This is a genomic window from Paraburkholderia tropica (genome assembly GCF_914484835.1).
GTDB classification, from domain to species: domain Bacteria; phylum Pseudomonadota; class Gammaproteobacteria; order Burkholderiales; family Burkholderiaceae; genus Paraburkholderia; species Paraburkholderia tropica_A.
This window is the reverse complement of record NZ_CAJZAR010000013.1, coordinates 1-25,410: the sequence shown is the minus strand read 5'-3', so window position 1 is coordinate 25,410 and position 25,410 is coordinate 1. Positions and strand designations below refer to the sequence as shown.

The following is a 25,410-nucleotide window of genomic DNA, read 5'->3' as shown; positions in this document are numbered from 1 at the left end:
TCACACGGCCTCGGCCGCCCTCCGACGATCGCGTTAGATGCGGCTCTCACGCAAGAGACATAACGCCCCGTGGGGGAACTCGACTCGCTAAACAACAGTCACTCATTGACGCTCCAGGAGCGGCAAATGATTTCGTAGCATGGCCCATCATCAAAGGTGATCATCAAATGCTTTAACGCATGGATGTTCGCTGCATCCTTCTTTCCAGTACTTCGGACTTCGTCTAGCCACGTACTATTGAGAGACACGAGTTTCCCATACGCGAGGTTGAACATGGCCGCAGTACACGACGTCATAAAAGTGCACTTGTAGGACTCCACGCCGGCGAACTGCAGCGTAATTTCCCTGCTGGTTCCATCGTCGGCTTCGAGCAAAAGCCTCAACGCGCACTCGCGGCGGCGGAGGACCACAAATTCAGGGCTATTCAGTAACGCAGAGGCTGCCACAGGCAGTCGCCAATGCTCTTTCATCGTTTCGTTCCCGGGCGCAGGACGCTTGCGCCTTTATAGTTCCCGCGATTGTCAACGATCCACGCTACGCCGTCGACCGGCCGTTCATGGCCGTGGACGGTCCCGAGCTTTGCGTGCGAAGGACGATTGAAACTCGTGGCACTCGGGAACATAGTGCGCCTACCACCGTTGCCACGGCGACCTGATCAATCGGTTCAGCAGTCTCAAATTCAATGACGGTACCGGTCGTCTCGGTCGAGCCAAGCAGTTCGGCTGGACCAGATGGCTTCCCCCAGACGTAGCTCTGCGACCAAATTTCGCCATCCCTCATGCTTGTGAACTTGAGTGCCTTACAGGCGGCATTGGCGACCGAAGGCCCCGGTGAGCCGTGCTTCCCCCAAACCAGCTCCCTGAGGATGAGGTCAAGTTCCGAACTCTTTGGGGTGCATGGGTAAAATCCGGTCATTGCTCGCTCGGCATGTCCGAGCGTATCGCCGATATCTGGAGTCAACCTCATTCCGCGGCCGCTATCTTTGAGCCTCCCCGCCGTGCCATCTAGTTCAAGAGCAATCGTTGAGTTCGGGGTATAGCTAAATTCGACAACGGCAAGGGCGAGCAAGTGTGCGCATACTTCGGCGGGGGACAAACGTTGAGAAATCCAGAAAAATTCATTTTGGTCCATTGCTCCCTCTCAATTGGGTGGCGTTCTTTTTTTGTCGCGAGACCCGCACTGGAGCATCGATCATCCTGGTGGGTGCCGCCGCAAGAACCGTGAGCAATTCTGCGCATCCGTGTAATTCTTGAATAGGACTGGAACATCCCCTAGTCGCGTGCGACGCAAATGCAAGCGTTCTGTCAGCAGCTCAGTTCGAGCCTCCGCGGATTTCCAGTTCCTAAGCTCAGATTGTCGCCAATCAATAATCGGCTGTCGAACGTCTCTTGGTGGCCGTTCGGAAGCATTTCGTCTGCAGCCGTGCTCAGAGTACCTCGACTGAACACCAATCGGGCACAAACCCTTCGAAGATGAAAAAGTCGTCGATATAGGCGAGCCCGAGCTTTTCCAAAGATCTCATGCACTCGTCTGCTGCATCCCCGCCAAAAAACGGACCAAGTGAAATCAGATTGCTAGATTCGTCAAAATATGTCCGAAAATTGAATTCGACCATAATCTGCGAGAGATCGACATTCTTGGCCGTGAGTGCGGTTCGTCGGACAACGATTCCGAAATCTCGTGATACTTTCATCTGTAGATGCACCGAGCAGCTGTGTAGCCACGATTGTTATCGATCTACCTACCGGTGTCGACTGTCCGGTTTTGGCCGGCTACCGACCCATGCGTAGCGCAGGCGCGCGTCGCGGCGGGGACCGGCTCAGCGCGACCCATTGCGGACCTACAAGCCCCGTGGCTGTGTCAGTCCGCTTTCAGAGCATTGCAATCACTTGCCTTGCGCCCCGCGGCACTCATTAAACGCGGCGGCGATCGCAGCAATTTTGCTGGTGCAGTTGCGTGTGGCCATGAAGCAAGGAGGCGCAGCAATGGTCTGAAAGTCAGGGGGCAGCCGGCTGGTGAGCCGCTACACTTCGCTATGAATAGCACCCATTGACTAGTCCGCTAAATGTTTAACCGCGAGGTCTACAAAAGCGCGTAGTCGATGAAGCCGCCTGAGGTCGCGATGGTAGCCCATCCAAATCTCCCGACTCGGCGGCTCTTCGCTCAGATCGAGCCTCCGAATGGTGCCGAGCTGATCTCCGACAGGACGCGGTAATACGGCAAGGCCCAAACCTCGCCCGCACATCTGTGCTTGGACATTGCGGTTATTCGACTGCAATACGACACTGGAGTTGGGGAAGCGATTTTTTAGCCAGTCAATATCCGGAAAGCTGCCGGTCGAGGTATCCATCGCGATCAAGCGGTGCCCCGTGCCGTCGCCTTCCACGGGATCGGCGCTGGTGGTGGCCACGTAGGCGCCATATCGCATCCTGGTCAGTCGTCGTTGCGCGATGTCGGGCGCGTTGAATGGAACGATGCGGAAAGCGACGTCTGCTTCACGCTGCGCCAGATTGAACAGGCGCGTGCCTGTCAGCACCTCGATTTCGACCAGCGGATACGCGCGCGAATATTCGGCGATCACCGGCGGCAGGACGTAGGCGCCAAACCAGTCGGCCGACGACACCTTGAGCGTTCCTTCGAGCTTCTGTTGCTCGCCAGTCAACCTGCGCTCCATCGTCAACGCACTCTCTTCCATCTGCTCGGCGAGCGGCAGGATCGCGGTGCCTTCCTCGGTCAGAACAAAACCATCCGCGGTTCGCTGAAACAGCACCTGTCCCGTCGCCTCTTCGAGCGCGCGAAGCCGTCGCCCGATGGTCGGATGACTGAGATTCAGCGCGCGTGCGGCGGCGCCGAGCGTCCCGGTGCGCGCGATTGCGAGAAAAATCCTGACATCGCTCCACTCCATGTTCACGCACCCACAAAAATGAACGGTTGTCGTTCATTATATTCAATTGCCGAACAAAAATGAATTTGCGAGACTTCGATCCGTCGCACGTCATCACGACCGCGCGACCCAGCGCGGGGCTGAAGCCGTCAGGTTGCGCGAGGGAATCGGAAAACCGGGCAGAACGGAGATTGTCATGTCGCAGATCGCATCACCCATCGTGTACGTCACCTATCAGGGCGCGCCAACCGACCGTTTCGACCGGCGCTACTACGTCCAACATCACCTGCCGCTCGTGATGCAGGCATGGCGGCGCTATGGACTCGAACGCGTCGAGGCTTTCTTTCCGGCGCCGACGCAGGTTGGCACCCGCGCCGGCACGCTGGCGATCTGCGAATGCAGTTTTCGCGACGAGGCGGCCATAGAAGCCGCGTTCGGATCGCCGGAGACCGTGACGGTCATGGCCGACGTTCCGGCGTTCACCGACATTTCCCCGATACGCCTGCGCGTCGCGCGGCTCTGATCAAGTCAATCCACCACTCGCGCGCCACGCGCCCCTCACTTCAAAGACAGGAGAATGACCTTGGCCTTCTGGAAAAATGCTTCCCCGCGCACCGTGCGTCGCGGTCACATGTGGATTCCGGGCGATCGGATCGAACGGAACGGAGAGACTTATCAATGCGGTCCGCTGTTTGTCGAGTGGGAAGCCCCGGAGCAGGTGACTCGCCGCTGGCCGATCGTGCTCCTGCATGGGGGCGGCTATCAGGGAACCGAGTGGTTCGACACGCCGGATGGCCGGCCGGGCTGGGCACAGCGCCTCGTGGAAGCGGGCTATGCCGTTCTCGTCGCCGACCGTCCGGGACAAGGACGCTCGCCCTTCCACGTCGAAACGATGGGGCCGATGGGGCCGGCGTTCTCCTATGAACACGGTCGCGATATCTACTTCCCGGCCGAATACGAAGCTCAGCACACTCAATGGCCGTTTGCCCGTGACGATGAAGCCGCGATGGACGAGTTCATCGCCGGCTATGGCCCGCTTCCCGCCGACCTCGCGTTTTCCGAGGACATGGAGGCAGACCGGATCGCGAGGCTGCTGGACCGGGTCGGCCCGGCGATCCTGCTAACGCACTCGGCATCGGGGCCGGTCGGCTGGCTGGTGGCCGATCGCCGGCCGGGACTCGTGAAAGCGATCGTCGCGATCGAACCGATGGGGCCGCCTTTCGCGGAGATTCCCAATATCGGGACGCTGACCTGGGGCCTCGCGGCGGCGCCGCTTAACTGGGAGCCGCCGGTCGCGTCGCCTGAAGCGCTGCGCGCGGCTAAGCCGGGTACACATCGGCTGCCCGCGCTCGCCGGTTTGCCGATCGTCGCCGTCACCGCGGAGGCGTCCGCTTTCGCCGCTGCGAGTCGACCCGCAGTCGAGCAACTCAACGCAGCGGGCAGCCGGGCCGAAGTGCTGCATCTGCCCGACCACGGCGTGTTCGGCAACGGCCACGGGCTCATCTACGAGAAGAACTCGGACGAAGCGCTGGCGCCGGTGTTGAACTGGCTTATCCAACACACCGAACGCACCGAAGCAGCGAACCCGGTGCAAGGAAAATCGTGAAAAAGACCTGGCTGATTACCGGCTGTTCCAGCGGCCTCGGTCAACACCTCGCGCAGGCCGTAGCGGCGCGAGGGGACCAGTTGGTGGCGACGGCACGCAACGTGGAGGCGTTACAGGCACTGGCCCAGCAGTATCCGGATACCGTACGTGTGTGCGCGCTGGACGTCACGCAACCGGAGGAGGCCAAGGCGGCAGTGGCGCTAGCGATCGAAGTCTTCGGCGGCTTGGACGTGCTGGTCAACAATGCGGGCTATGGCCTGTTCGGAGCGATCGAAGAAGGTACGCCCGACGAGTACCGGCCGATGTTCGACGTGAATGTTTTCGGGCTGATCGAGGTCACCCGCGCGGCGTTGCCAGAACTACGCCGGCGACGCGGCGGGCGCATCGTCAATCTGTCCTCTACGGCAGGAATTGCCGGGGCGGCGGGTTCCGGTTACTACGGCGCCTCCAAGTTCGCAGTCGAGGGCCTGTCCGAGGCGCTGGACCTGGAAGTGCGGCCGTTGGGGCTGCGCGTGATCATCGTCGAGCCTGGGCCGTTCAGGACTGCTTTTCTTGGGCGCTCGATCGCAGTGGCGCGGCGTCGGATCAGCGACTACGACCAGACAGCGGGCCAGCGACGCGTCTATCGCGACAGCAACAACGGCAAGCAGCCGGGCGACCCGGCCAAGGCTGTTGACGTGATGCTGCGGGCTGTCGACAGCGAAGCGCCACCGTTGCACCTACCCTTGGGGCCGGTCGCCTACGGCATTGCCGATCGTAAGCTGGTGGCAATTCGCGAAGACATCGACGCGTGGCGTCGGGTCGCCATTGCAACCGACTTTGGTTGAAATTCGGCAGGTTCTGTTCGGACCGGGCCTCGCGCGCTTACAGGCTCATTTGCCAGCTCGTTTGGCAGTTTATTTACCAGGAGAATCAAATGGAAATCGGAATAATTGGTCTAGGCGCAATGGGCCGGGAAATCGCCCGCAATCTGGTCTCTGCCGGTCATACCGTCACCGCGTGGAATCGCTCTGGCGGGAATATCGAAGGTGTGCGCATGGTTCAGACACCTGCGCAAGCATTGCAGGCCGACATTGCTTTGACGATGCTGTCCGATGACCCGGCGATCCGCAGTGTTCTCCTGGATTCGAATCTGTTGTATCAGGCACGGCCGGGCCTGGTGCACGTCGTGGCGTCGACGATCTCCGTGGCGTTCGCACGGGAGCTGGTGGAGATTCACGGTGCGGCAGGTGTCGGCTATGTGGCCGCGCCAGTGCTGGGGCGACCAGACGTTGCCGCAAAGGGTGAACTCAACGTGCTCGCCGCTGGCGCACCAGCAGCTCTGGAAAAAGTAAAGCCGGCCCTGGAAGTTATCAGCAAACGCGTCTGGGACATGGGCGAAGAGCCGCCTACGGCCTATGCCGCCAAAATCGCCTGCAACATGATGATCACCATGGCGATCGAGGCGATGGCAGAAGCCGTAGTTCTAACCGAGACAAACGGGCTTTCGCGAGAGCGCTTTTTCGAGCTGATCCTGGGAACGCTGTTCGGTAGCCGTCCTTATCAGACCTATTCCGGTAACATCATTCGGAATGAATACCAACCGGGCTTTAAGGCGTCGCTCGGTTTGAAGGACCTTCGTCTTGCCTCCGAAGCGGCAGAACAGGCTGGCCGCGCGTTGCCGATGCTCGCGGCGGTACATGGCCGGATGGCCGAAACGGTCGAAGCGGGCATGGGTGATCAAGACTGGTCTGCGATCGCAGCGCTGACAGTTGATCCGTCCGCGCACAACCACTGATCGACGCTACAGCGGCCTCGGGCAGGTCAGTCAAATCACAATATTTGGCGGAGGAGTTCGGCGCGCAATAAGGACACCCTGCGCCACGAGGTAAGCGATTGGATTCGCTACAGTAGCGAATTCGACGCGGTCATTGACTTCGATGCTGCCCTGCGGGATCGCACCCATCCAGCCCGGATTCGCGCGCTACGACTCTGGCGATCATCTGCACCCCGGTGACGAAGGTAATCGCGCAATGGCCGAGCATGTCGATTTCGAAGCATTGTTGCCGGGAGTCGATCGCGCACACGACATGACCTCACCCAACACATCACGAGCGCGTTAGACCGTGTCGCTTACACCTATCACCTGGTAAACCTGGAACGGCCCAACCGCATCGTCATGCGACTCATGCTTCGCTCGGGTGCGGAAGCGGGCAATGTGGCCACGGCGACTGATGGTCGGGGTATTGCGCCCAGCGCGCCGAAGCCGCATTCGTCACATCAACGAAGATCTGTTGTCCATCCAGAAACGGCCATCGAACGTCTGCTTTTACATTGCAGGTCAATGACCGCGTTTGGCCGGGTACAGACTTAGGGTGTCGCTGAAATTGCGCGTTGCACGCCAGTATCGAAGTGGTCCCGATACCAATTGATCATGCCTCGCATATACGGCTCGGCCGGTGGCGTCTCCCCGGCACCTATAAGCTCCGCACATGCGGCAGCTACCGCGGTGAGAATCCGGGCCGCTTCTGGAACATAAGGGAGATCGAGCGCCTCGTCATGCCGGGCCCGGATTACTTCGTATCGAGCGTTCTCTGGCAATGTCCACGCACTGACCAGAAATTCCTGCACACTCACTTGCCGTCCGTTCACCTGAACAGTGCGACTGCGATGCTCTTCGGTATAACCTGCTTGTTCCAAACGTTCGCAACTGTCGATAGCTGCATTTAAAACATCACGAATCAATCGCCAATCAGTTTTCATTTCGCGCCTTTAAGGTAGCTGTAATGAAACACTCAGGGTGTCGGATCGCTTGAGCCAACGCTCCATGATTGTCACCGATCCGAGGTGTCGCGTCGAACGGCCGGTTTTGGCCGAACTGAGTCCATTCCCGTGTGGGCGGGCCGCGGTGCACCCGCATCGTCAGCAGACACTTTGAGACGCCGCCGTGAGTTGCTCCAGCGCGTCGCCGAGGTACTGCGCGAACGCGCGCACGCGCGCGCTCATGTCGCCGCGCGACGGATAGACGAGGTAGAGGCCCTGCTGGGCGGCGGCCTGCACTGGCGCGTCGATCTCGACCAGCGTGCCGGCGGCAAGCGCGTCCACGCACAGATGCGCGGGTAGCGTCGCCACGCCTGTGCCACGTATCGCCAGTTGCTTTAGCAAGCCGAAACTGTTCGCCTTGACGCTCGCGTGGGTGCCCCCGGTACGATCCGCGCGCGTGGAGAAGGCGAGCGAGGAGTGTGAGGCGTATGAGCCGGGCGCCGTCACAGTGCGCTCTGGCGCATCGCCAGCGTCGAGAGCACTCTTCCGCGCGTGCTGCGCGAGCCACGCCGGACTGGCAAACCCGGCCATGCGGAAACCGGCGATGCGCCGCGCGACCGAGTCGTTGCCACCCGGTTTGCCGCCGCGTATTGCAAGATCGAACTTGTCGCTGACGAAATCGACGACGTCGTTGCTGGCGTGCACCTCGACGCGCACGCGCGGGTGCGCGTCGAGAAACGCAGCGATGGCGTCGGCGAGCACGGCGTCAGGGAAGTCGAGCGGCACGCTGAGGCGGATCGTACCGGACAGCGTCGCGCCTTCGGCGAGCCCGCATCGCTCGGCGTCGCGCAATGTTGCGATGGCGCCGCCGACGCTTGCGTACCACGCCTCGCCGTCGTCGGTCAGCGCGAGCCGGCGCGTCGAGCGCCGCAGTAGCCGCACGCCGAGCCGCGCCTCCAGTGCGGCCACGCGCGCACTCACGGTCGAGCGGGGCACACCCAGTTCGCGCGCGGCGCCGGCGAACGAGCCGCAATCCACGACGGCTACGAAGGCGAGAGAGCCATTGATATCCATTGTCCATCTCGTTGGCAGGAGCCGCCATTCTAGCGGTCTTATCGAAGGCTCCGGGAGGGCGCAGACTGGCGCTTCTTAACCCCACGTCAGGACTTCGATGAAATCCGCCATCTTCACGCCCTCGGTCGTACTATCCTTCGCCAACATGCAGACTCGAGTTATCGCCGGGAGGGGCGACACGGACACGAGCGGTGTCGTCGACGCTCCATACACTGTGATGGAAATGCGAATCGGAACACGCGGCGGCGCACCTGCGCATCGGTCACTGGACGAGGACAAGACCTTCGTGGTGCTGGAAGGCTCGCTCGAGTTCCAGATCGGCGAGTCCGTTCAGAACGTATCCCCAGGAGCAGTCGTTACGGTCGCGCGCGGCGACGTGCATGGCTTCAACAATCAGGCGGACGGCGACGCGCGCCTGCTGCTGATATCCGCGCCGGCAGGTCACGACGCATTCTTTCGCGCGATGGCTGCGCTGCCGACGCCCCATGATATCGAGGCTGTGCGGCGCATCTGCGAACAAAATCGGCAGGTGATCGTTGGCATATGAGCACGGATAGCCGATTACGGGTATGCATGTCGTCGATTTGGACGACACGGTCGAAGGTCCGCTCGTGGTTGAATCCGCCGATTGTAAGCAGTCGCACGAGACAGCCACTTACGGCCGCTGGACGGCAAACGCTGAGTGCGCAAATGCGATGAGAGTGAGAGTCAAGATCCGTCAGTCGTTCCGCGAAGGTGCGCCCGGCGCCCAGATAGCCGCATACCGGAAGTGTTATCTTGACGAGGTCCGCGCGCATATTCCTCTGCGTGGATCGTCAGTGCCTGATGGAAACAGGGTGAATATCGTGAAACGAACGATCCTCGCATCCGCGCTGGTGCTTGCTGTAGTGGCGGCCCACGCTCAATCCGTCGTTACCCAGCACGGAAACCTCGTCTACGTGAGCGCATCCGGTGCGACCGAACTGCTCACAGAAACGGGCGCTGACGGTAGTCCGGTTATATCCCCGGATCGCACCCAAGTCGCTTTCACGCGCTTGCGTCCTCGCGAAAATACAGATTCGAATGATCTTAACAGCGGCTCTCTAAGCGACGTGTACGTGATTCGCATATCGGACCATGCGCTCACGAAGATCGTTACAGCGGCACATTCGGCGCATCCGGAGAACGAGCTATCTGGCATCAACTCACTTAAGTTTTCTCCGGATGGCTCGACGCTCTATTTCAGCACAGCAGCATGGGTGACATCTGGGGCGATTCACGCCGTCCCGGTTCAGGGCGGTCACGAGCGGTTCGTCACAAAGGGCAATGGATTCGCGGTTGTCCAACACGGCAAATACGCAGGCTATCTCGTGGCGAACCAACATTGATATATGGAAGGTCATGGATCGTGGGATCCCTACGTCTTGATAAGCCCAGAAGGCAAGGAAATCAAGGTGCTAGGGGAATTCGACGGCGACCAAACACGCGCCGAGATGGCGGCGCTTCAGAGCGTTGAGGGGAATAGTGCCGCACTTCGGCCGGCCGCAGATGCCGCAGGTTCTGGCTACTCGGAAAAGGTTCAGCGGCGCGTTCGCCCGAATATCGTCTGGGCCGGCGAAACGCAGAACCTCGAAACTATCCTGGAAGTCCATTGTGCGCCATCGGGCACGCTGCTTTCCGTGACGATCACGAGTAGCAGCGGCAATTCCAAGTGGGACGACGCTGCGTTGCGCGCCGTTAAGCGGTCGGACCCGATGCCACAAGATTCCAATGGAAAAACGCCTGCGAGTTTCACGATCATGCTTCGCCCGGCAGGCTAGGACAATGAAGTTCCGCCAACTGCTCCCTTCCAGGCGCTCGGGCAGATGACATCAACAAGACGTATCAGGACGAGCAGAAAAATGCCTCTCGGAAGTGCAGCTGGGGATGTAGCGCTGCCCCTGATTGCAGCCAGCGAAGGTCTGCTCTTTGGGCGGCTCCGACATCGGAGTGGCCAAACCGCACCGCGAGCGAATGGCTCTTCATGTCCGACTGAAGCCGTTTGGCGAGTGTGCCTCCCGGCACTGATTGACTCAGCCATCGGCGCTCAATTCGAGCAGTGGATTGACAATTTTCAGGACGCTTGCAACGCCTACAATTCTTGCCCCCTCAACTACTTCTACGCGTCGACCGAGCCAAAACGTGTGTGGGTATGCCTCGGGAGATAAAAGCCAAACCTCTGCTTCACATTGCTGCCCAGTGCAGACGGTCGCGGCGTACACGAATTCGTGATGGGCAGATGACCAGTAGCCCGCGCGCACCTTGTAGGTCGGACGGTAGCCTGAAACGACTTCCTTCAGCGATCCGTCTGATCGGTGCTCTGTTAGGGTGAAGTTCACAATCAGGTCGGGCTGGCGAGGAGGCCGGGACATAAGCTAATTTGCAGAAGCGGGATGTTGAAACGGCGATTGTCATCGATTCAGCTTGCAGCGTCGAATGTCTCCTCATGGCCGGTCGTCGACCTATGCGACGGGCATATCGCAGGGCGATCCTGGCGGTCGTGCTGCTCCACAGCAGGTGATCAATCCGCACGACCGTCAGCTTGGCACGATCGTTACGCGCGGCCAACGCCTTTGATATTGCTTCTGTTCGATTCGCTTTCGGTAAGTTTCGACGCTGACCCGTGCCGGGTTTCGCCGGACTACCATAGCAAAAAGATCGTCAAGCCCATACGGTGCAATTACGTCGATCGAGTCGTCTTTGCGTAGCGTTAACCCGACAGATGTCGCGAACTCGGGCCACGACGCGACAGCGTCCTCCAGCGAAGCGAACGGCGAGACCGAATGACCAAAAGTCGCTTCAAACCATGTGTGCACGGCGGCCTGATTGGTGACCTCCCACGGTGTGTTCGGACGAATACGATTTAATCGCCGCTGAATATCCGCGTCGCTCTTGTCTGAGAGATCGGAAGCGTCGAAGTGTGCGACGTCAATATCCGACAACTGAGATGCAGCCCGGAAATCGTGCAGCGAATCCCACACGAGATTGCGAACAGCGCCAGCACCTATACACCACGAGGCCAGATTGAGACTGCGCACTGCGACGAGCGCGGACCAGAACCATTCCGATTCACGTGCAACGGTCACAAGCCGGCTATGCATATTGGTTGTTTGCACGTAACTCCCCGAAAGTGCATCGTCGCCATGCAACGCTCGCGACATTTCCAAAGGATTGTCGACGAAACAGGTGTCGCCGTCGATCGGCCGCTCATGGCTGGCTACTGACTCATGCGTCGCGTCGGAGCGAGCTGCGGTGGACGACCGGATCAACATGACCATGAAGCCGTCGTTCAATCTCGCAGCTAAGCCGACGTGGCCTGAACAAGACGCAGGCCCCATCCTGTCTGCAACTTGCCGTCTTCGCCTTGCATGGGCGCAAACGCTGCCAACAGTTCGCTCTTGAACTGTGCGCGCGCCGTTTCCGACAGCCGGTCGGCGTCGTAGGTCTCCAACATGTCCAGCCAGAGCTGCTCGGGTGTAGGCGTCCAGCGGATTTCGATGTCTTCAAAAGAGACATCAACAAAATGAGGCTTTAGCAACTTCTGCCAACCAGCTTCGCTACGTGTGCGCGCGTCACCGAGTCGTAACTGTTCGAGCTGTGTCTTCGCAATCGGCTTGAATATATCCAAAAAAACTTCGCCGACCTTTCCAGTCAAAAAAGTCCTCCCGACGATAGCGGCAAAGCTGCCGCCTTCACTCAAAACGCGGTGAATCTCTCGAACAACTTGTTCAATATCGTCCATTAGCATGAGAGCCATGTGCGACAGCACATAGTCTACCGAGCCGCTTTCGAGCGAAAGTTCTTGTGCGCGCTCATTGAGCAATCGAATTTCGCGCGGCAATATTCTCCGAGCCGCGCCCAACTCTCCATCGCTCATGTCTATGCCGATCAGTTTCGTGGCCGCATGGCCTCTGTCGTTCAGAATCTTCAACAACGGTCCATCACCACATGCTAGATCCAGCACGGTTCGCGAAGTCGCTTTATTCGGCACACGATTCGCCAGTGCGTGATAGGAGGAAGGGTATTCTGCCTGCGCGGATCGTGCGGCCTGATTGCCATAAGCTCGACGCGTTGCTCCTGGCCGGCGCTGGTGAAAATCTTTCAAATAGACTTCTGCGTGCGAGGTCATTCTTGCGAGATTCGATTGTTAGTTGGCTCGTGCATTGGTGACGTTCGGGTCCCGAACCCGACGGGGATTGTCGACGAACCAGACCACAATGTCGAACGCCTCAAAATGGCCGCGCGCGGAAGTTGGCGGAGTACTCATGGTTACCGCGGCCCAGTCGACCGGCGAGCTTCGCCACCCAAACAGCCATCCGAAGGCCCCGGAATCAGCCATTCGATTCCGAAATTTGGCCGGTTGCGAAACGCGGTAGACTCGCCCAAATGTACAAACGAAAGCATCCGGGAGGTTCGTGTATGAAAGCTTTTCGCGAAACGATTTTGAAAGCATCCATCAGTTCCTTTTCGCAAGAGAATCATGACCAGCACGAACCACGATCCCTTTCGTTTTTCGACAATCGCACATCGTAACCACCGTTATCTCAGTCCGCTTTCGCGGCGCAAGGCTTGTGAGTTAATTCGAAGCCTCTCCTGTAACTTATCTGCCGATGATATCGTGCTTGATGCAGGCTGCGGTAAAGCAAGCGTATTACGGGACGTGCTTTGCATGTCGTCGGCGCGCGGGGTTGGCGTCGACATCAACCAGGATTTCCTGAATGAGGCGCAAGCGTCCTTTCAGCAAGAGTGTCCAGCTGATTCGCGGCTCAGCTTGATCAACGCCCCGTTGCTTGAACACGCTCGACCAGAGGAAGGATATTCTGCCATCCTTTGCGTTGGCTCGACGCATGCATTTGGCTCATTCGAGGAATGCCTGCGTGTCAGCCGCGGATGGCTCAAGCCCGATGGGCTGCTATTGGTCGCCGAAGGCTATTGGAAGCAAGCTCCTTCTCAAGAATATCTGGAGCTTCTTGGTGGAACCGTTGATGAATTCGGCACACATGCGGAAAACGCTCAGCTAGCCCGTGCACTCGGCTACAACCTCGTCCGAACTGCAACGAGCAGCGACGATGAATGGGATGACTATGAAGGCAAGTACTGTGACGCAATGATGCAGTATCTTGCCGCGAACCCTGATGATCCCGACGCTGTGGCATTTTTAAAGCGAATGCAGGATTGGCACAGTGGCTACCTGCAATGGGGCCGCGCAACACTCGGCTTTGGCTACTACTTGCTTGCGCGTGATTGACGCCTGTTAATCAATCTAACCCCAATCAAATCAGTCGTGCGATTGGGGCGAGCAACTGCCCTCGGGTGCCGACCGTCCTTGCAGTCGGCATCCAGTATCACCACAAACAACCCGACCCAACGGCTTCGATGAACTCACCCATATGCGCAGTGCTCATTTATGTCCCTGATGTAGCGGCCGCGATCGATTGGTACCAGTCAGCATTTCGCGGCTCGGAACGGCGACGCTTGAGCGAATTCGATTTCACCTGTCTTGACTTCAACGGCATCAGTCTTGAGATTGTCCCTTCCGATGAGAAGTTGTCGTCAGGAGCGGCTGGTACGGTCGCCTATTGGGCTGTCGAAGACTTCGACGATACGCTGGCGCATTTACTGGCAGTGGGAGCGACGTTGTACCGCGGACCGGGCCGTATCGAAGACAACAAGCAAATGTGTATGGTGCGCGACCCTTGGGGCAACTGTATTGGGTTGCGTGGGTAGCGAACATGCAACGTGCAGGGCACGAGCGGCGCGCGGCCGGATGAGCAGTTTGCAGACCAGCTCCAGAGGATTGACGATTCAGGTCGCGTTGTCGACCGTCCCTTCATGGCCGCACGCTGCCCGACACATATGGCTCAGTGTGGCGCGAGAGAGGCGTCCGCGGCTTCCAGTGCTGGTCCCACGCTAAATGAGTTCGGCGATGCGAACAATGATCAACGCCGCCGGAACGAGCACCGCCTGCGCACACAGTGTCCCGAGGACGCGGGCGCCCGCGAGAGTTGTAATGGCGCGCCGAAAGCTATTTTCCGAAATCCGGCCTTCGATCACGTCGTCCGTCATCACTGAAACTTGCGGATCAATGACGACCGCCAATACGACAGTCGCGAAGCCATTGATAACGGATGAGAGGTTTGCGCACGTAACCCGCAAGTCAGGCTTCAAATATCCAGCATAAAGGGACGCGAAAACCCCGACTGTCCAGATCGCCATCGCGATTACGTTCAGTCCTATAACTTTCCAGGAAACGCCTGCTCCAGTTGCCAATTGGGTGACATTGTGTCGCGAAGGTAGCCGCGCTCCAAGCCGAATGTAGCTGACGCCCCCGCGACTGAAAATATGGAGTAGCAGGCGAGGGATCGAACGATTTTCCTGAAAGTGATCGACGGCGCGGCTGAAGTAACGCTGGAACGTAGGAATCAGAAACGCGCCGACTGTGCTCGCCACAGTGGCGGTCAGCAGGAAAAGCCGAAAATCGCTTAAGAGACCATGCTCCATGTGATGAGCAATATCGATCTCAACCCGCTTCGCTATGAATGGTCCCTGAAAGGAGTTTGCCGTCCGGGAAATTAGGGCGACGATCGCGAATAGAGAAAATGAACCGGCGATGCGGCGCGTGCGAACGCCAGCAATCCGCACCGCATACGCGAGCGTCGCGATCACATGGATTACGAATGTGAGCCCGCATATAATCAAAAGCTGGGTGTCCATGATGTCGCCGCAAGGTTAGCAAGAACCGAAGTCTACCGGAGTACCTCCTGGCCCGATTGTCGGCGATCTTGGCCAACTGATCGACTGACTGGAACTGGCCGCACTCGGTCCGAGGCTCCAGCATTGCAAGTGCTACTTAACTTCCCGGCGAGACATGCTGGAGAATACGTAGCAATCTCTCGCGAGATTTCCGAACGCTGGAAGCACCAACCATTTCCGCAACGTCCCCTCGCACTGAAATCCCAGTTTTTCCAAAACTCGTTTTGAGCCCGTGTTTTCAACATCACACACCGTCCAGATTCTTTGGACGTCAGGCGAGCGCCAGAGTGCCGACATAGCGACCCGGGCAGCCTCGACTGCAAGTCCGCGTCCCCAGAATCGCTCGCCGATCCCAAAGTGGATTTCAATCTTGTGTCCCTCAGGGATTACGACAAATACGCCAATCGGCTCATCATCGTCGAGTGTGCTAATGACCCAGGAAAATGGCGCACCAGGTTCACGCCAGGCGGTGATGCACCACTGTTCGAGCATCGTCTCGGTGCGAGCGACATCCTCGTGGGCGCGCCGCTGCAAGAAGCGTGAGCAATTTTGTGCTCCGGTGTAGTTCTTGAACAGGACAGGGGCATCACCTGGTCGCGCGCGACGCAAACGCAGGCGTTCCGTCAGTAGCTCAACTCGATCTTCCATCCCAATCCCTTGCAAATGTCCATTTGCCAAGCTCGGATTGTCGCCAATCCTTGACCGGCTGTCGAACGTCGCTTCATGGCCGGACTCTGTCAGAAGCTTCCGTCAGCGAGGGAAAGGGGGAAACGTTGAACTGCCGAGAAATCCGCTTTCCAGATGTCGAGTTCGAACAATTGTCCAAAATTATCTAAGGACAGAGTTGCGACGACAGGAACCCCATCCGCGTCGGGGAAAGTCATTTGACAAAGGTCCGCTCCGAGTTGGCGCCCTTCGGCATCTCTCGAATGAAACCGAATGCTGCCCATCGATCCATCGTTCAACTCTTCGATCAACCACTCCTGCCGCATATCGTGGGGTGTTGTCGCCAGCGAGCATGATCGAAGCATATGTTCAATCAGGGCTGTTTCCGAGGAGGACGGAGGTCTTAACTTCATCGCAATGGTTTGCCGACGCGTTTGTAAACGACAATTGTTGATGATTCAGGTCGCGATGTCGCCTGTCCCATCATGGCCGATCGTGCCTAACTCAGTGCCCCGGTTTCGGTGAATAATCGCCGAAGTTAGATGCGATCCATTCAGCATTATCCGTATCGTACGAGTATCCGGCGATCGGCATCACGCTCAGTTGGTAAAGTTCATCTTTCTCGTCGAGCATGGCTTGCCATGCAGTCGGCTCGATACCAAACTCTTGCTCAGCATCTTGCTTGGCCTCGTCCAAACTTGAATACCAGTGATCCCCTTCAACATCGCGAGTTGAAAAAGAGAAGTACCGAATGAGTAGTACCCCGTCGGTCAGTCCAAGGATCAGAACCGATTCTATGTTTGCCCACTCCCGAGAGTTGGCTTTGGCCCACAAGCGCATGATTTCCTCGCATTCCTCGACCCGCACACATTGTCGACGATCCAGCCCAATGCGTCGAGCGTCCGCTCATGGCCGGACAGCGCCCCATCGCCGCCCGGCCGCGTCGGTCATACATCAGTCTGCTCCGCCATCTCAAGCGCATCGTCAACCTCGATACCAAGATACCTCACCGTGCTCTCGAGCTTGCTATGGCCGAGAAGCAACTGAATCGCCCTCAGATTCTTCGTGCGACGGTAAATCAACGACGCCTTGGTCCTACGCATTGTATGTGTCCCGTAAGCCGAGTCGTTGAGTCCGATCGCGCGTATCCAGCGATGGACCAGCCGGGAATATTGCCGCGTCGAGATGTGAGCAGAACCGTGGATCCGGCTGGGAAACAGATAGTTGTCTTTAGAAAGTCCCGCCGCGCGAATCCACGCCTCGGTGCTCGCGCGTGTCTGCTCCGTGATTTCGAACTGCACTGGCCGCTGCGTCTTCTGCTGTATGACAGTCGCCCGACTCGCCACTTGCGAACCCAGGCAGATGTCCGAGACACGTAACTTGGTCAGATTGCACGCCCGCAATTTGCTGTCGATCGCGAGGTTGAACATAGCGAGGTCTCTCGTTTTTGACGCCAGCTGCAGGCGGATACGGATCGCCCAGATTTCCCTGAGTTTGAGTGGCGGCTTTTGCCCTGTCAGCTTTCCCTTGTTCCACGGCGTGCGCGGAGCGCTGCCGTTAGCAATGGCTTCCATGACGATTCTCCTTTTCGGCGGAAGGAGAACCAGTTTGCGCCTCGTGCCGCTGGATAACGAGCGCTCCCGCGAGGGCATTCACCGCGCGCGATAGCGGGCTTCCGCAACAGTGCACGGAGAGTCATATGAGAGCCGCGAGGATCCGGTCGTGATATGCCTGTTGCATAATTTCATAATCCTCTCCGTTAGATATTGCGCACCAGTTTCCAGAAAGCGCATTCTTCACATTAAAATGCGGGGTCGCGTTTCCTGACGAGATAATCTTTGCTGGAAATGCGATTTTGCGGATTACCGCTTTCCGATTATTTTGACTGTGTCCGCGGCCTGTGCGGCATGCGTCGTGAATGAGCGGTTTCTTTAGACCCAGGCCGGGGAAACGGGATGAGCGACGGACTTCTGGATACGCTGAGTAGCGCATATGTGCAAACTAACCGCTTGATCCGGCTCGATACCCCGCTCGGGGCGGACTGGCTCGTTCCCCTGCATGTGCGGGGCACCTCGCGTCTTGGCCGGGATTATGAGTTCGTGGTCGATGCCGTCAGCACGCATGGCAGCCAGATCAAGCTCAAGGCACTGATCGGCCAGCCCGTCACGCTGTGGATACAGCAGACGGATGGCAGCTATCAGCCCCATCACGGCTACGTCCACCAGTTCAGCCGCCTCGGAGCGAACGGCGCGCTGGAATTTTATCAGCTCCGGTTCTCGTCCTGGATGTACTTCCTGCGGCTCAGGCGCGACATGCGTGACTGGCAGGAACAGTCGCTGACGCAGATTCTCACCGATGTGTTCAATGAACACGAGCAGGCCAGGGGCGCCTACCGGTTCACGACATACCGGCCCCTGCCGTCATATTCGAACCGTGTGCAGTATGAATACGACTGGAATTTCGTCCATCGCAATCTGGAAGAGGTCGGTGTCTTCGGCTATTTCGAGCAGGCTCCGGACGGCACTTCCCACACGCTGATGCTGACGGACGATCTGTACGGAGTGCCGCAACTTCGCGACCAGACGGTCCGGTTTGCGCGCCACGGCATCGGTCAAGAAACGGACGGCCTGACGCAGTGGAATGAGCGGCTTCAGATCGACAGCGAGCAACTCACCACACGCACGTTCGACTACAGGCGCGAAGCCTCGACCAACGAAGCGAACGGTTCGGTTGGCGAGGACGCAGGCGGCTTGCCTGCACAGGGTGAGATATACGACTACACCGGCGCCTACCGCGGTTCGGACAGCAGCCAGCGTGAGCGGTTGCTGTCTGTCCGGCTGGAGGAGCGACTGTCGCGCATGAAACGGTTCGTGGGAGCGGGCGGGCTGCGCAGTGCGATGCCGGGTTACTGGTTCGAGCTCGAGAACCACCCCGTGCATGACGCCGAGCCGCAGCAGGACCGGCAGTTTGCGATCCTCTCTGTCGAGTGGACAATCCGCAACAACCTGCCGGGCACGCAAGGCGTGGTTGAGTTGCAGGGCGGTCTCGGTGGCGAAGTCGAGCTGGCCGCGAGGACAAATTCTGGCGACGCGGTCCTGCATGAAGACGGCAGCGAAGGATTTTTCCATGTGCATATCGAGGCCCAGCGACGTCGGGTGGCGTTCAGGAGCCAGTTCGAACATGCAAAACCGGTCATGCAGTTGCAGTCGGGGATCGTGGCAGGACCGCAGAAGGAAGAGGTTTATACCGACGCGCTGAACCGCGTAAAGGTGTGGTTGCCCTGGAACCGCCGCAACGAGCGCAACGAGCAGTCGTCGTGCTGGATACGGGCCGCGTTTCCCGATGCAGGATCGCGCCGCGGTGGCCATTTTCCGCTGCGCACGGGCGACGAGGTTATCGTCGGGTTCATGGAGGGAGACTGTGACCGCCCCGTGATCCTGAGCCGGATGCACGGGGGATCGACGCCGCCGGTCTGGAACACCAACGGGCTGCTGTCTGGGCACCGGTCGAAGGAGTATGGCGGCAATGGCTACAACCAGCTGCTTTTCGATGACTCGACGGCGCAGAACCGTATTCACCTGTACTCGACGAGTAGCCAGTCCCATCTGCACCTGGGATATCTGGTGCAGCACTCGGACAACACGCGTGGCGCTTTTCTCGGCAACGGCTTTGACCTGAAGTCGGACGCCTATGGCGCGATTCGCGCTGGTCAGGGGCTGTATGTCTCGACTCACCCCACGTCGGTTGCGCAGCCGCTGAACGCCACCCAGGCCAGCCAGCAGCTTGTGAGTGCTGAGACGCTGGTTGAAACGCTTTCGCAGGCGAGCGTCGCGGCGCGGGCGGAGAGCCTGCAACCGGGGCAGGACGCGCTCAAGGCCTTCACCGACGCCACGCAGCACAGTGTGGCGGCCAGTGCTTCGGGAGGCCAGACTGCGGGAGGCGGCACGGGGAGCGCCAATGGCTTCGCGAAGCCGGTCCTGCTGATGGCGAGCCCGGCGGGCGTGGCGATCTCGACGCAGCAGTCGACACAGGTGACGGCCGATCAACACGTGAATATCGTCAGCGGGCAGAACACGCACCTCGCCACGGGCAAGTCGCTGATTGTGAGCGTGGCGGAGAAAATCAGCCTGTTCGTGCAGAACTCGGGCATCCGGCTTTTCGCGGCGAAGGGCAAGGTGGAACTCCAGGCGCAGACCGACGCGATGGCGTTGAGCGCGCTGAAGGACCTGACGATCACGAGCGCCAATGGGCGGCTCGTGCTGACGGCTGACAAGGAGGTCTGGATCGGCGCGGGCGGTTCATACATCAAGATCGGGCCGAACCTGATCGAGAACGGGACGGCAGGGCAGATTCTCGAGAAGTGCGCGTCGTGGGACAAGCCCTCGGCGGCTTCGTCGAAGCTGGCGAACACGCTGGCCACGCCCGGCAATCTTGCATCGAAACCGGGGCACCTGCTCGACTACTCCGGCTAGACGCTGCATCGACCGGCACCCCAACGATCACCATACGGCAGAACCACAAGAACGCAGCACACGCCATGAGTACACAGAGTCCCACGCAGCCCCAGGCCACTCCCGCAGCCACGCAGCCGCAGCCGGTGCGGCCGCAACTGAAATGGCGATACCCGTTTGCGCCAAACAACGACAAGGCGACCGGCAGCCCGCAACCTTACCTGGATGCACTGGGCAAGGCCGAAGACGGGTTTTATCCGCTCGGTGCCAACGGGATCTGGCACGGTGGTATCCATTTCGACCGCAAAACGGCCGGTATGCTCAAGCAGGACGCAGGCGTGAGCGCAATTGCCGATGGTGAGATCATCGCGTACCGGCTCGACAGCAAGTACCCCGAACTCGATTACGCTGACGGCCACAAGGCCCTGTACTCGACGAGCTTCGTGCTGGTGCGCCACAAGCTTGTGATGCCTGCCACGCCGAAACCGGCATCGTCAACGTCGACCTCGCCAGCATCGTCTGCCTCATCGACGTCCCCTTCGGCGTCGACTGAGAGCGCACCGGCCGCCGACGAAGTGCTGGAGTTCTACAGCCTTTACATGCATCTGCTCGACTGGGATCACTACGATTCCGCGCAGAAGGAGGCGGCGACCCACAAGGGGACGCCCGCGGTCCAGCACATGCAGTACTGGAAAGGCGACCAGAAGTTCATCGTCGGCAGCAAGGCGCACGACAAACAGACCGAGCCGGCCGGGCAGCAGGCTACGAGCGCCGACCCGATTGGCGATCTCATCAGCAACAACTACAAGCCGCCCGCGGTGATTCCCGCCATTACCGGCCTTCACATCCGCGAGCTTCCTGATAGCCGGTGCAAGATCCTCGGCATCCTGCCGCAGGGCAGCGAGATCACGGTTGCCGGTACGGCGAATAAAGGCTGGGCGCGGATCTCGAAGGTATTGAAAGGCGCCCCCGTTGGGAAGACAGCGGGAGAAGATGCGCCCGCAGCGGCGGCGACCGGATGGGTATTTCTCGGCGAACTGGATTCCGAGACGATACCGAGTCCGCTTGACGCGGTGGTCGTGCTCGACCCACCCTTCCCCGTCAAGGCGGGCGACCGGATCGGGTATCCGGGCCACTATCTGCGCTACAGCGACACATCCCAGCTGCCGCCACAGGCTTCCCGACCACTCCTGCACCTTGAGGTTTTTGCGGGCGACCCGCTCAAGGCATTCATTGAGAAAAGCGCGGCGCGCGCAAAGAACGCACCGGATTCAGAGAAAACCATGCTGGTCGTTTCGCCGGGCGCGAAGCTCGTCCCGCTTCCGAAGCCTGCGCAGGCCGTTGCGCAGGGCCTGAAGTTAAAACCGGTCGAAGGTGCGCCGACGAGCGGCCTGTGGACGAAAGTACAACCCATGCGAATGCCGACTTCGAGCGCGCACGGACACGGCCATGGGTCAACGCATCAGGCGCAGGGCGCACCGGAGGGCTCGCCGCTGTGGGTTGAGCGGAATCTGGGTGGCCAGGTGGTGCCTGCGGGCGGTATCACCGGGTGGTCTGATTTCCCGCTGAAGATCGCAAACGCACAGGGGCCGGCGGTCGCATTTCAGGATGTCTTTACGCCAGGCGAGTTGCAGCAGCTCCCTTCGGCGCAGGACGACCAGAAGCATAAATGGTGGGAAATCACGGTCGGGACGGGCAAAGGCGAAAGCACGACCGGATGGATTTGCAGCAAGAATCATCCGGAGGTTGCCTGGCGGAGCCCGTGGGAGTGGCCGGGGTTCGAGATCGTCGATAACACCAGCGTCTCGATCGTGGACGCATTCAAGCGCTCCCTTTACGTCAAGCGGGAACTGTTCGATAGCGAAGAGGATGAGTTCAAGCCAGCCGCGCTGGATGTAAGTGGCAGCCCGCTGATCACGAAGCTCGAGAAGGCGATCGACCATGACGATAACGGCACGATCACGGCGGCGGAGCTGGCGCAGGCCCAAGGCACGCCGTGGCTGGCCGAGGCACTTTCGCATCTGATCGTGCGTTACGAGAGCGAATGGGGCGGCAGCATGGGCAAGTGGGACGAGTTGTCGTCGCTGATGAAGGAGCACAAGGGCATTTGGCAAACTGAGCTGGAGCGCATCACGAAGCTCCAGTGGTGGGACAAGGTCAGCGCGGTGAAGGGATTTCCGGCTTCGCCGGTCGTCTATCACCTGCATCCAATCGGGCTGATAGGAAATTTCGCATCAAATGGACTTACTTTGGAGGAGGCCCGTGTGCGAGCGTTTCTCCGGACAATCCGGGTTGGTGAAGGGACTATCGGTGAAGCCGGATACGAGAGGTTATTCGGCGGAGAGTCTTTCATAAAGAATTACGGAAGGACCTTCAGTGACCATCCAAGAATACTGATAACGAGAACGAATTCAAAAAACAAGACCTATAGTTCAACGGCTGCAGGGGCTTATCAAGTAATGGGCTATACGTGGGATGACCCTACCTATGTCGCATATCGACAGCAGTATGGCATCATGGACTTCACGCCCGCATCGCAGGATAAGTTTTGCGTGATATTGCTGAAATTTAAGCGGCATGCCCTTGAAGACATAAAGAAAGGGGACATTCAAAGAGCTATTATCAACGACAGTTGCAACAAGGAGTGGGCCAGCTTGCCGGGAGATGTATACGGCCAAGGCGGTGTCGACATGAAAATCGTAAGCGAGAGTTTCGCTCAATACCTTGATGAAGAAATGAATGGGAAAACTGACTTGGCTGTCCCTGTGGGTGGCTTGGATGCCTTAATTAAATAACTGGAGTTGCGATGCGCTCGAAACTTGTAACCATTATTGCATATTTTATTGTAATATCTGCTTCTCCTGTATTTGCGGCAGATGATGCTGGCGTCCCCAAATTCTCTGATTATCCATCGGTGGTCTACACGGGTCGTCTCCATATCCCGTCTTATTACGTGAAATCTGACGGCATATGGCGAGACGACATGGGCAAAGCGGTATCCCCCCCACGGGTCAACTTCGCAGGAAAATACTATATTGGACTTCATAGCTGTGGAACTGAATGCCGGTACTATACATTGTCTGATTTAGACACAGGTAACGACTCAAAGGCGTTAGATATGTTCTCGTCCGATGGGGCGGAGCCGACAAAAACTAGCGATGGTCGTACATATGTAACTGATTTAATTAGTCGCCCGGACAGCAGGCTTGTGATTGCTCAATATCAGATAGATGAGACTGCAGGCAGACCAGCCGAGTGTCGGGAAAGAATGTTCCTCCTTAGTGATGACGGCGAAAAGGCATCTCCTGTCACCAAGACTCTTAACGGTTGCCAGCTTCGTTGAACAATGTTTCGCGTCGACATTGGTAGCGTATGGATATTTCGGGAAATGGATGGTAACGAGAATGATGAACCTCATTCGACTTGACGACGACACCGACCACGATGGCAAGGTCATCACGGCGTCGTCAACAATGAGCTTCGATGGCCGCTTTGTTGCCCGAAAGGGCGATGAGGTATCGTGCCCTAAGCATCCCAATACCAAACCGAACGTGATCGAGGAAGGCGATGAATCAATGACTGACGGAGGTATCCCGATTGCCCGACATGGACACCGGGCAACATGTGGATGCCATCTGATATCCAGTCTGGTTTAGAGAGCGAAATGGCGATCGGGATCAGCCGTCTCCAGGGCATCCAGATAGCGCTGAATACTTTTCTCGATCTGTTCCTGACGCCTTGCAATCTTGTTGGGCGTAAAGTTGTTGTCACGGCTGTTGACCGCCTTGAACTTGCTTCCGTCGATGGCGACGGCAGCTTGCGTGAGGAGCTTCAGGTCACGGCATATCACCACGAAGCGCCGGCATACGTTGCGAATACCGGCGCTATTGCTGCGCCTGAACTCGGCAATCGTCTTGAAGTCCGGTGCGAGGCGACCGGTCAGCCACATGAGTTCGACATTGCGCTGGCACTCGCGCTCCAGACGTCGGCTCGACTGCACGCGATTGAGATAGCCGTAAATATAGAGCTTGAGCAGAACAGCTGGATGGTAAGACGGTCGGCCCGTAGTCGCGGGCGTGGTGCCTCCGAATCCCATTGAAGCCAAATTGAGCTCGTCTACGAATGCGTCGACTATCCGGACGGGATTGTCTTCGGCGATAAAGTCTTCGAGACATTCCGGAAGCAACGTCGTCTGATTGCGGCTTGCACCTTCGACAAATCGCCCCATCTCCGCCTCTCGTGCTAACAGGTTGATTCAGTCTAGGTGATCGCGCGGGTTTTGACACACTCTCGGCCGCATTCCGTCCCACAATGGCGCCTCGATGCATCGTATGCAAACGGCATAAAAGAGATCGAGGCAACAAAGAAAGGCATCGAGATCAGCCGCACAAACGCTGCTCCGCCACATGTTCCTCGTGTGCAATTTTTGATCGGCAGCCCAATATGCTTTAATCGGGATCACCTCCTTCCAGTGCGCGTCACGTCATGCCTCTATTTAAACCCGTTACGCTGAATACAACACGGCTTGTTCTGCGGCCGCTTCGTGATGAAGACGCACGAGCGTTATTCGTGATGTGGTCAGATGTAGACGCCATGCGCTTCTCTTTTCCAGCAATGACTCGCTTGGACCAAGCGGTGGACCGCGTCTCGCGTCTATCGAAAACGTCCACCGATGGAAAGGACTGCATTTGTGTGGTGGAATCGCAGGCAACCGGTGAATTGCTTGGCACTTGCATCCTTTTTCATGCGGATGAGCAATGCCGACGTGCCGAGATAGGCTTTAGTCTACAACGCGCCCACTGGGGAAAGGGATATATGAATGAGGCAGCTTCCGCGCTTATCGAACACGCTTTCAGTACGCTAAACATGCACCGTATCGAGGCCGATATCGACCCGCGCAACGTAGCCTCGGCTCGTCTTCTTGAGCGACTTGGATTTGTCCGCGAAGGGTTGTTGCGCGAACGCTGGATAGATGGCGATGAAGTGTCGGATAGTGCGCTATACGGACTGCTCGGAAGGGACCGTCGAATCTAGATCGACACACGACTCGGATTGTCACCAATCTATAGCTTGCCGTCGAACGTCCCAAACTGGCCGGATGCCGACTCATGCGCATCGCGTAGGGTGGCGCACATCGAGTTGAGGCGAGAGTCCGCGTGGACCAGCAAGGGACGTTCACATTTTCCGAAAGCAGGCGTTGAGGCTGCTCGACTATC

Annotated in this window: 24 protein-coding genes and 2 pseudogenes; 14 read left to right on the top strand and 12 right to left on the bottom strand. The window is 58.5% G+C overall.

The window, feature by feature from the left end; genetic code table 11:
- Nucleotides 1–98 precede the first annotated feature (98 nt).
- Together LDO54_RS01825 and LDO54_RS01820 are read right to left on the bottom strand one after the other, a co-directional pair.
- On the bottom strand, nucleotides 99–470 hold the full coding sequence (locus LDO54_RS01825; RefSeq protein ID WP_224005325.1) for a hypothetical protein: 372 nt from the start codon (nucleotides 468–470) through the stop codon (nucleotides 99–101).
- A gap of 1,583 nt (nucleotides 471–2,053) precedes the next feature.
- Entirely contained in the window at nucleotides 2,054–2,905 is an 852-nt protein-coding gene (locus LDO54_RS01820) for a LysR family transcriptional regulator (protein WP_224005322.1), read from the bottom strand.
- A 175-nt stretch (nucleotides 2,906–3,080) separates the two neighbouring features.
- On the opposite strand from LDO54_RS01820, the gene LDO54_RS01815 reads away from it, so the two are divergent.
- The 4 genes from LDO54_RS01815 to LDO54_RS01800 all read left to right on the top strand — a co-directional run bounded on the left by LDO54_RS01815 (nucleotide 3,081) and on the right by LDO54_RS01800 (nucleotide 6,267).
- Entirely contained in the window at nucleotides 3,081–3,407 is a 327-nt protein-coding gene (locus tag LDO54_RS01815) for an EthD family reductase (protein WP_224005321.1), read from the top strand.
- 60 nt (nucleotides 3,408–3,467) lie between these two features.
- On the top strand, nucleotides 3,468–4,490 hold the full coding sequence (locus LDO54_RS01810; RefSeq protein ID WP_224005319.1) for an alpha/beta hydrolase: 1,023 nt from the start codon (nucleotides 3,468–3,470) through the stop codon (nucleotides 4,488–4,490).
- Nucleotides 4,487–5,317, top strand: a complete 831-nt coding sequence (locus LDO54_RS01805; protein ID WP_224005316.1) for an oxidoreductase — start codon at nucleotides 4,487–4,489, stop codon at nucleotides 5,315–5,317. Before LDO54_RS01810 ends, LDO54_RS01805 begins: the two co-directional genes overlap by 4 nt.
- 89 nt (nucleotides 5,318–5,406) lie before the next feature.
- Nucleotides 5,407–6,267, top strand: coding sequence for an NAD(P)-dependent oxidoreductase (locus LDO54_RS01800; protein WP_224005313.1), 861 nt, complete (start codon nucleotides 5,407–5,409; stop codon nucleotides 6,265–6,267).
- Between the two features lie 572 nt (nucleotides 6,268–6,839).
- On the opposite strand, the gene LDO54_RS01790 is transcribed toward LDO54_RS01800, so the two are convergent.
- Both LDO54_RS01790 and LDO54_RS01785 read right to left on the bottom strand, forming a co-directional pair.
- The gene (locus LDO54_RS01790) at nucleotides 6,840–7,232 is read right to left on the bottom strand and encodes a hypothetical protein (protein WP_224005309.1); all 393 of its coding nucleotides are present in this window, start codon (nucleotides 7,230–7,232) and stop codon (nucleotides 6,840–6,842) included.
- A gap of 159 nt (nucleotides 7,233–7,391) precedes the next feature.
- Nucleotides 7,392–8,306 (bottom strand): LysR family transcriptional regulator, encoded by a 915-nt coding sequence (locus LDO54_RS01785; RefSeq protein ID WP_224005306.1) that lies wholly within the window; start codon nucleotides 8,304–8,306, stop codon nucleotides 7,392–7,394.
- A 97-nt stretch (nucleotides 8,307–8,403) separates the two neighbouring features.
- Between LDO54_RS01785 and LDO54_RS01780 the strand changes: the two genes are divergently transcribed.
- The 3 genes and pseudogenes from LDO54_RS01780 to tolA form a co-directional block, all read left to right on the top strand.
- Nucleotides 8,404–8,853, top strand: a complete 450-nt coding sequence (locus LDO54_RS01780) for a cupin domain-containing protein (protein ID WP_224005303.1) — start codon at nucleotides 8,404–8,406, stop codon at nucleotides 8,851–8,853.
- Nucleotides 8,854–8,875: 22 nt separating this feature from the next.
- Nucleotides 8,876–9,673, top strand: coding sequence for a TolB family protein (locus LDO54_RS01775; RefSeq protein WP_224005300.1), 798 nt, complete (start codon nucleotides 8,876–8,878; stop codon nucleotides 9,671–9,673).
- A 90-nt stretch (nucleotides 9,674–9,763) separates the two neighbouring features.
- Nucleotides 9,764–10,105, top strand: a pseudogene (gene tolA / locus LDO54_RS01770) (cell envelope integrity protein TolA); the annotation flags it as partial.
- Between the two features lie 756 nt (nucleotides 10,106–10,861).
- On the opposite strand, the gene LDO54_RS01765 reads toward tolA, so the two are convergent.
- Both LDO54_RS01765 and LDO54_RS01760 read right to left on the bottom strand, forming a co-directional pair.
- Nucleotides 10,862–11,602 (bottom strand): nucleotidyltransferase family protein, encoded by a 741-nt coding sequence (locus LDO54_RS01765; RefSeq protein WP_321867653.1) that lies wholly within the window; start codon nucleotides 11,600–11,602, stop codon nucleotides 10,862–10,864.
- Between the two features lie 23 nt (nucleotides 11,603–11,625).
- Nucleotides 11,626–12,453, bottom strand: a complete 828-nt coding sequence (locus LDO54_RS01760; protein ID WP_224005294.1) for a class I SAM-dependent methyltransferase — start codon at nucleotides 12,451–12,453, stop codon at nucleotides 11,626–11,628.
- Between the two features lie 351 nt (nucleotides 12,454–12,804).
- On the opposite strand from LDO54_RS01760, the gene LDO54_RS01755 reads away from it, so the two are divergent.
- On the top strand, nucleotides 12,805–13,572 hold the full coding sequence (locus LDO54_RS01755) for an SAM-dependent methyltransferase (protein WP_224005291.1): 768 nt from the start codon (nucleotides 12,805–12,807) through the stop codon (nucleotides 13,570–13,572).
- 128 nt (nucleotides 13,573–13,700) lie between these two features.
- On the top strand, nucleotides 13,701–14,051 hold the full coding sequence (locus tag LDO54_RS01750; protein WP_065061726.1) for a VOC family protein: 351 nt from the start codon (nucleotides 13,701–13,703) through the stop codon (nucleotides 14,049–14,051).
- Between the two features lie 183 nt (nucleotides 14,052–14,234).
- On the opposite strand, the gene LDO54_RS01745 is transcribed toward LDO54_RS01750, so the two are convergent.
- The 5 genes from LDO54_RS01745 to LDO54_RS01725 form a co-directional block, all read right to left on the bottom strand.
- The gene (locus LDO54_RS01745; RefSeq protein WP_224005288.1) at nucleotides 14,235–15,038 is read right to left on the bottom strand and encodes a lipid II flippase Amj family protein; all 804 of its coding nucleotides are present in this window, start codon (nucleotides 15,036–15,038) and stop codon (nucleotides 14,235–14,237) included.
- Nucleotides 15,039–15,170: 132 nt separating this feature from the next.
- Nucleotides 15,171–15,725, bottom strand: a complete 555-nt coding sequence (locus LDO54_RS01740) for a GNAT family N-acetyltransferase (protein WP_224005285.1) — start codon at nucleotides 15,723–15,725, stop codon at nucleotides 15,171–15,173.
- Between the two features lie 89 nt (nucleotides 15,726–15,814).
- Nucleotides 15,815–16,156: a DUF6984 family protein gene (locus LDO54_RS01735; RefSeq protein ID WP_408583615.1), complete on the bottom strand. Its 342-nt coding sequence runs from the start codon at nucleotides 16,154–16,156 to the stop codon at nucleotides 15,815–15,817.
- Between the two features lie 91 nt (nucleotides 16,157–16,247).
- Nucleotides 16,248–16,577 carry a hypothetical protein gene (locus LDO54_RS01730; RefSeq protein ID WP_224005279.1) on the bottom strand — a complete coding sequence of 110 codons (330 nt, stop codon included), beginning with the start codon at nucleotides 16,575–16,577 and terminating at the stop codon, nucleotides 16,248–16,250.
- A gap of 113 nt (nucleotides 16,578–16,690) precedes the next feature.
- Nucleotides 16,691–17,317, bottom strand: coding sequence for a tyrosine-type recombinase/integrase (locus LDO54_RS01725; protein WP_224005276.1), 627 nt, complete (start codon nucleotides 17,315–17,317; stop codon nucleotides 16,691–16,693).
- A gap of 381 nt (nucleotides 17,318–17,698) precedes the next feature.
- Here LDO54_RS01725 and LDO54_RS01720 point away from each other — a divergent pair, with 381 nt between their 5' ends.
- The 4 genes from LDO54_RS01720 to LDO54_RS01705 all read left to right on the top strand — a co-directional run bounded on the left by LDO54_RS01720 (nucleotide 17,699) and on the right by LDO54_RS01705 (nucleotide 23,850).
- On the top strand, nucleotides 17,699–20,215 hold the full coding sequence (locus LDO54_RS01720) for a type VI secretion system Vgr family protein (protein ID WP_224005273.1): 2,517 nt from the start codon (nucleotides 17,699–17,701) through the stop codon (nucleotides 20,213–20,215).
- Between the two features lie 65 nt (nucleotides 20,216–20,280).
- On the top strand, nucleotides 20,281–22,989 hold the full coding sequence (locus tag LDO54_RS01715; protein WP_224005270.1) for a glycoside hydrolase family 104 protein: 2,709 nt from the start codon (nucleotides 20,281–20,283) through the stop codon (nucleotides 22,987–22,989).
- Between the two features lie 11 nt (nucleotides 22,990–23,000).
- Nucleotides 23,001–23,537 carry a hypothetical protein gene (locus LDO54_RS01710; protein ID WP_224005267.1) on the top strand — a complete coding sequence of 179 codons (537 nt, stop codon included), beginning with the start codon at nucleotides 23,001–23,003 and terminating at the stop codon, nucleotides 23,535–23,537.
- Nucleotides 23,538–23,598: 61 nt separating this feature from the next.
- On the top strand, nucleotides 23,599–23,850 hold the full coding sequence (locus tag LDO54_RS01705) for a PAAR domain-containing protein (protein WP_224005264.1): 252 nt from the start codon (nucleotides 23,599–23,601) through the stop codon (nucleotides 23,848–23,850).
- Between the two features lie 20 nt (nucleotides 23,851–23,870).
- Here the strand turns inward: LDO54_RS01705 and LDO54_RS01700 are convergent.
- Nucleotides 23,871–24,422, bottom strand: a pseudogene (locus LDO54_RS01700) (transposase); the annotation flags it as partial.
- Between the two features lie 257 nt (nucleotides 24,423–24,679).
- Between LDO54_RS01700 and LDO54_RS01695 the strand changes: the two are divergent.
- A complete protein-coding gene (locus LDO54_RS01695; protein WP_224005261.1) occupies nucleotides 24,680–25,228 on the top strand; it encodes a GNAT family N-acetyltransferase in 549 nt (182 codons plus the stop codon).
- Nucleotides 25,229–25,410: the final 182 nt, after the last annotated feature.

Excerpts from the sequence above, each read along its gene's own strand:
- LDO54_RS01750 (WP_065061726.1), top strand. The coding sequence starts at position 13,701 with ATGAACTCACCCATATGCGCAGTGCTCATTTATGTCCCTGATGTAGCG.
- LDO54_RS01740 (WP_224005285.1), bottom strand. The coding sequence starts at position 15,725 with ATGGAAGATCGAGTTGAGCTACTGACGGAACGCCTGCGTTTGCGTCGC.
- LDO54_RS01815 (WP_224005321.1), top strand. The coding sequence starts at position 3,081 with ATGTCGCAGATCGCATCACCCATCGTGTACGTCACCTATCAGGGCGCG.
- LDO54_RS01820 (WP_224005322.1), bottom strand. The coding sequence starts at position 2,905 with ATGGAGTGGAGCGATGTCAGGATTTTTCTCGCAATCGCGCGCACCGGG.
- LDO54_RS01755 (WP_224005291.1), top strand. The coding sequence starts at position 12,805 with ATGACCAGCACGAACCACGATCCCTTTCGTTTTTCGACAATCGCACAT.
- LDO54_RS01735 (WP_408583615.1), bottom strand. The coding sequence starts at position 16,156 with ATGAAGTTAAGACCTCCGTCCTCCTCGGAAACAGCCCTGATTGAACAT.
- LDO54_RS01765 (WP_321867653.1), bottom strand. The coding sequence starts at position 11,602 with ATGGTCATGTTGATCCGGTCGTCCACCGCAGCTCGCTCCGACGCGACG.
- LDO54_RS01825 (WP_224005325.1), bottom strand. The coding sequence starts at position 470 with ATGAAAGAGCATTGGCGACTGCCTGTGGCAGCCTCTGCGTTACTGAAT.
- LDO54_RS01705 (WP_224005264.1), top strand. The coding sequence starts at position 23,599 with ATGATGAACCTCATTCGACTTGACGACGACACCGACCACGATGGCAAG.
- LDO54_RS01720 (WP_224005273.1), top strand. The coding sequence starts at position 17,699 with ATGAGCGACGGACTTCTGGATACGCTGAGTAGCGCATATGTGCAAACT.
- LDO54_RS01780 (WP_224005303.1), top strand. The coding sequence starts at position 8,404 with ATGAAATCCGCCATCTTCACGCCCTCGGTCGTACTATCCTTCGCCAAC.
- LDO54_RS01790 (WP_224005309.1), bottom strand. The coding sequence starts at position 7,232 with ATGAAAACTGATTGGCGATTGATTCGTGATGTTTTAAATGCAGCTATC.
- LDO54_RS01785 (WP_224005306.1), bottom strand. The coding sequence starts at position 8,306 with ATGGATATCAATGGCTCTCTCGCCTTCGTAGCCGTCGTGGATTGCGGC.
- LDO54_RS01695 (WP_224005261.1), top strand. The coding sequence starts at position 24,680 with ATGCCTCTATTTAAACCCGTTACGCTGAATACAACACGGCTTGTTCTG.
- LDO54_RS01745 (WP_224005288.1), bottom strand. The coding sequence starts at position 15,038 with ATGGACACCCAGCTTTTGATTATATGCGGGCTCACATTCGTAATCCAT.
- LDO54_RS01775 (WP_224005300.1), top strand. The coding sequence starts at position 8,876 with ATGCATGTCGTCGATTTGGACGACACGGTCGAAGGTCCGCTCGTGGTT.
- LDO54_RS01710 (WP_224005267.1), top strand. The coding sequence starts at position 23,001 with ATGCGCTCGAAACTTGTAACCATTATTGCATATTTTATTGTAATATCT.
- LDO54_RS01715 (WP_224005270.1), top strand. The coding sequence starts at position 20,281 with ATGAGTACACAGAGTCCCACGCAGCCCCAGGCCACTCCCGCAGCCACG.
- LDO54_RS01760 (WP_224005294.1), bottom strand. The coding sequence starts at position 12,453 with ATGACCTCGCACGCAGAAGTCTATTTGAAAGATTTTCACCAGCGCCGG.
- LDO54_RS01800 (WP_224005313.1), top strand. The coding sequence starts at position 5,407 with ATGGAAATCGGAATAATTGGTCTAGGCGCAATGGGCCGGGAAATCGCC.
- LDO54_RS01725 (WP_224005276.1), bottom strand. The coding sequence starts at position 17,317 with ATGGAAGCCATTGCTAACGGCAGCGCTCCGCGCACGCCGTGGAACAAG.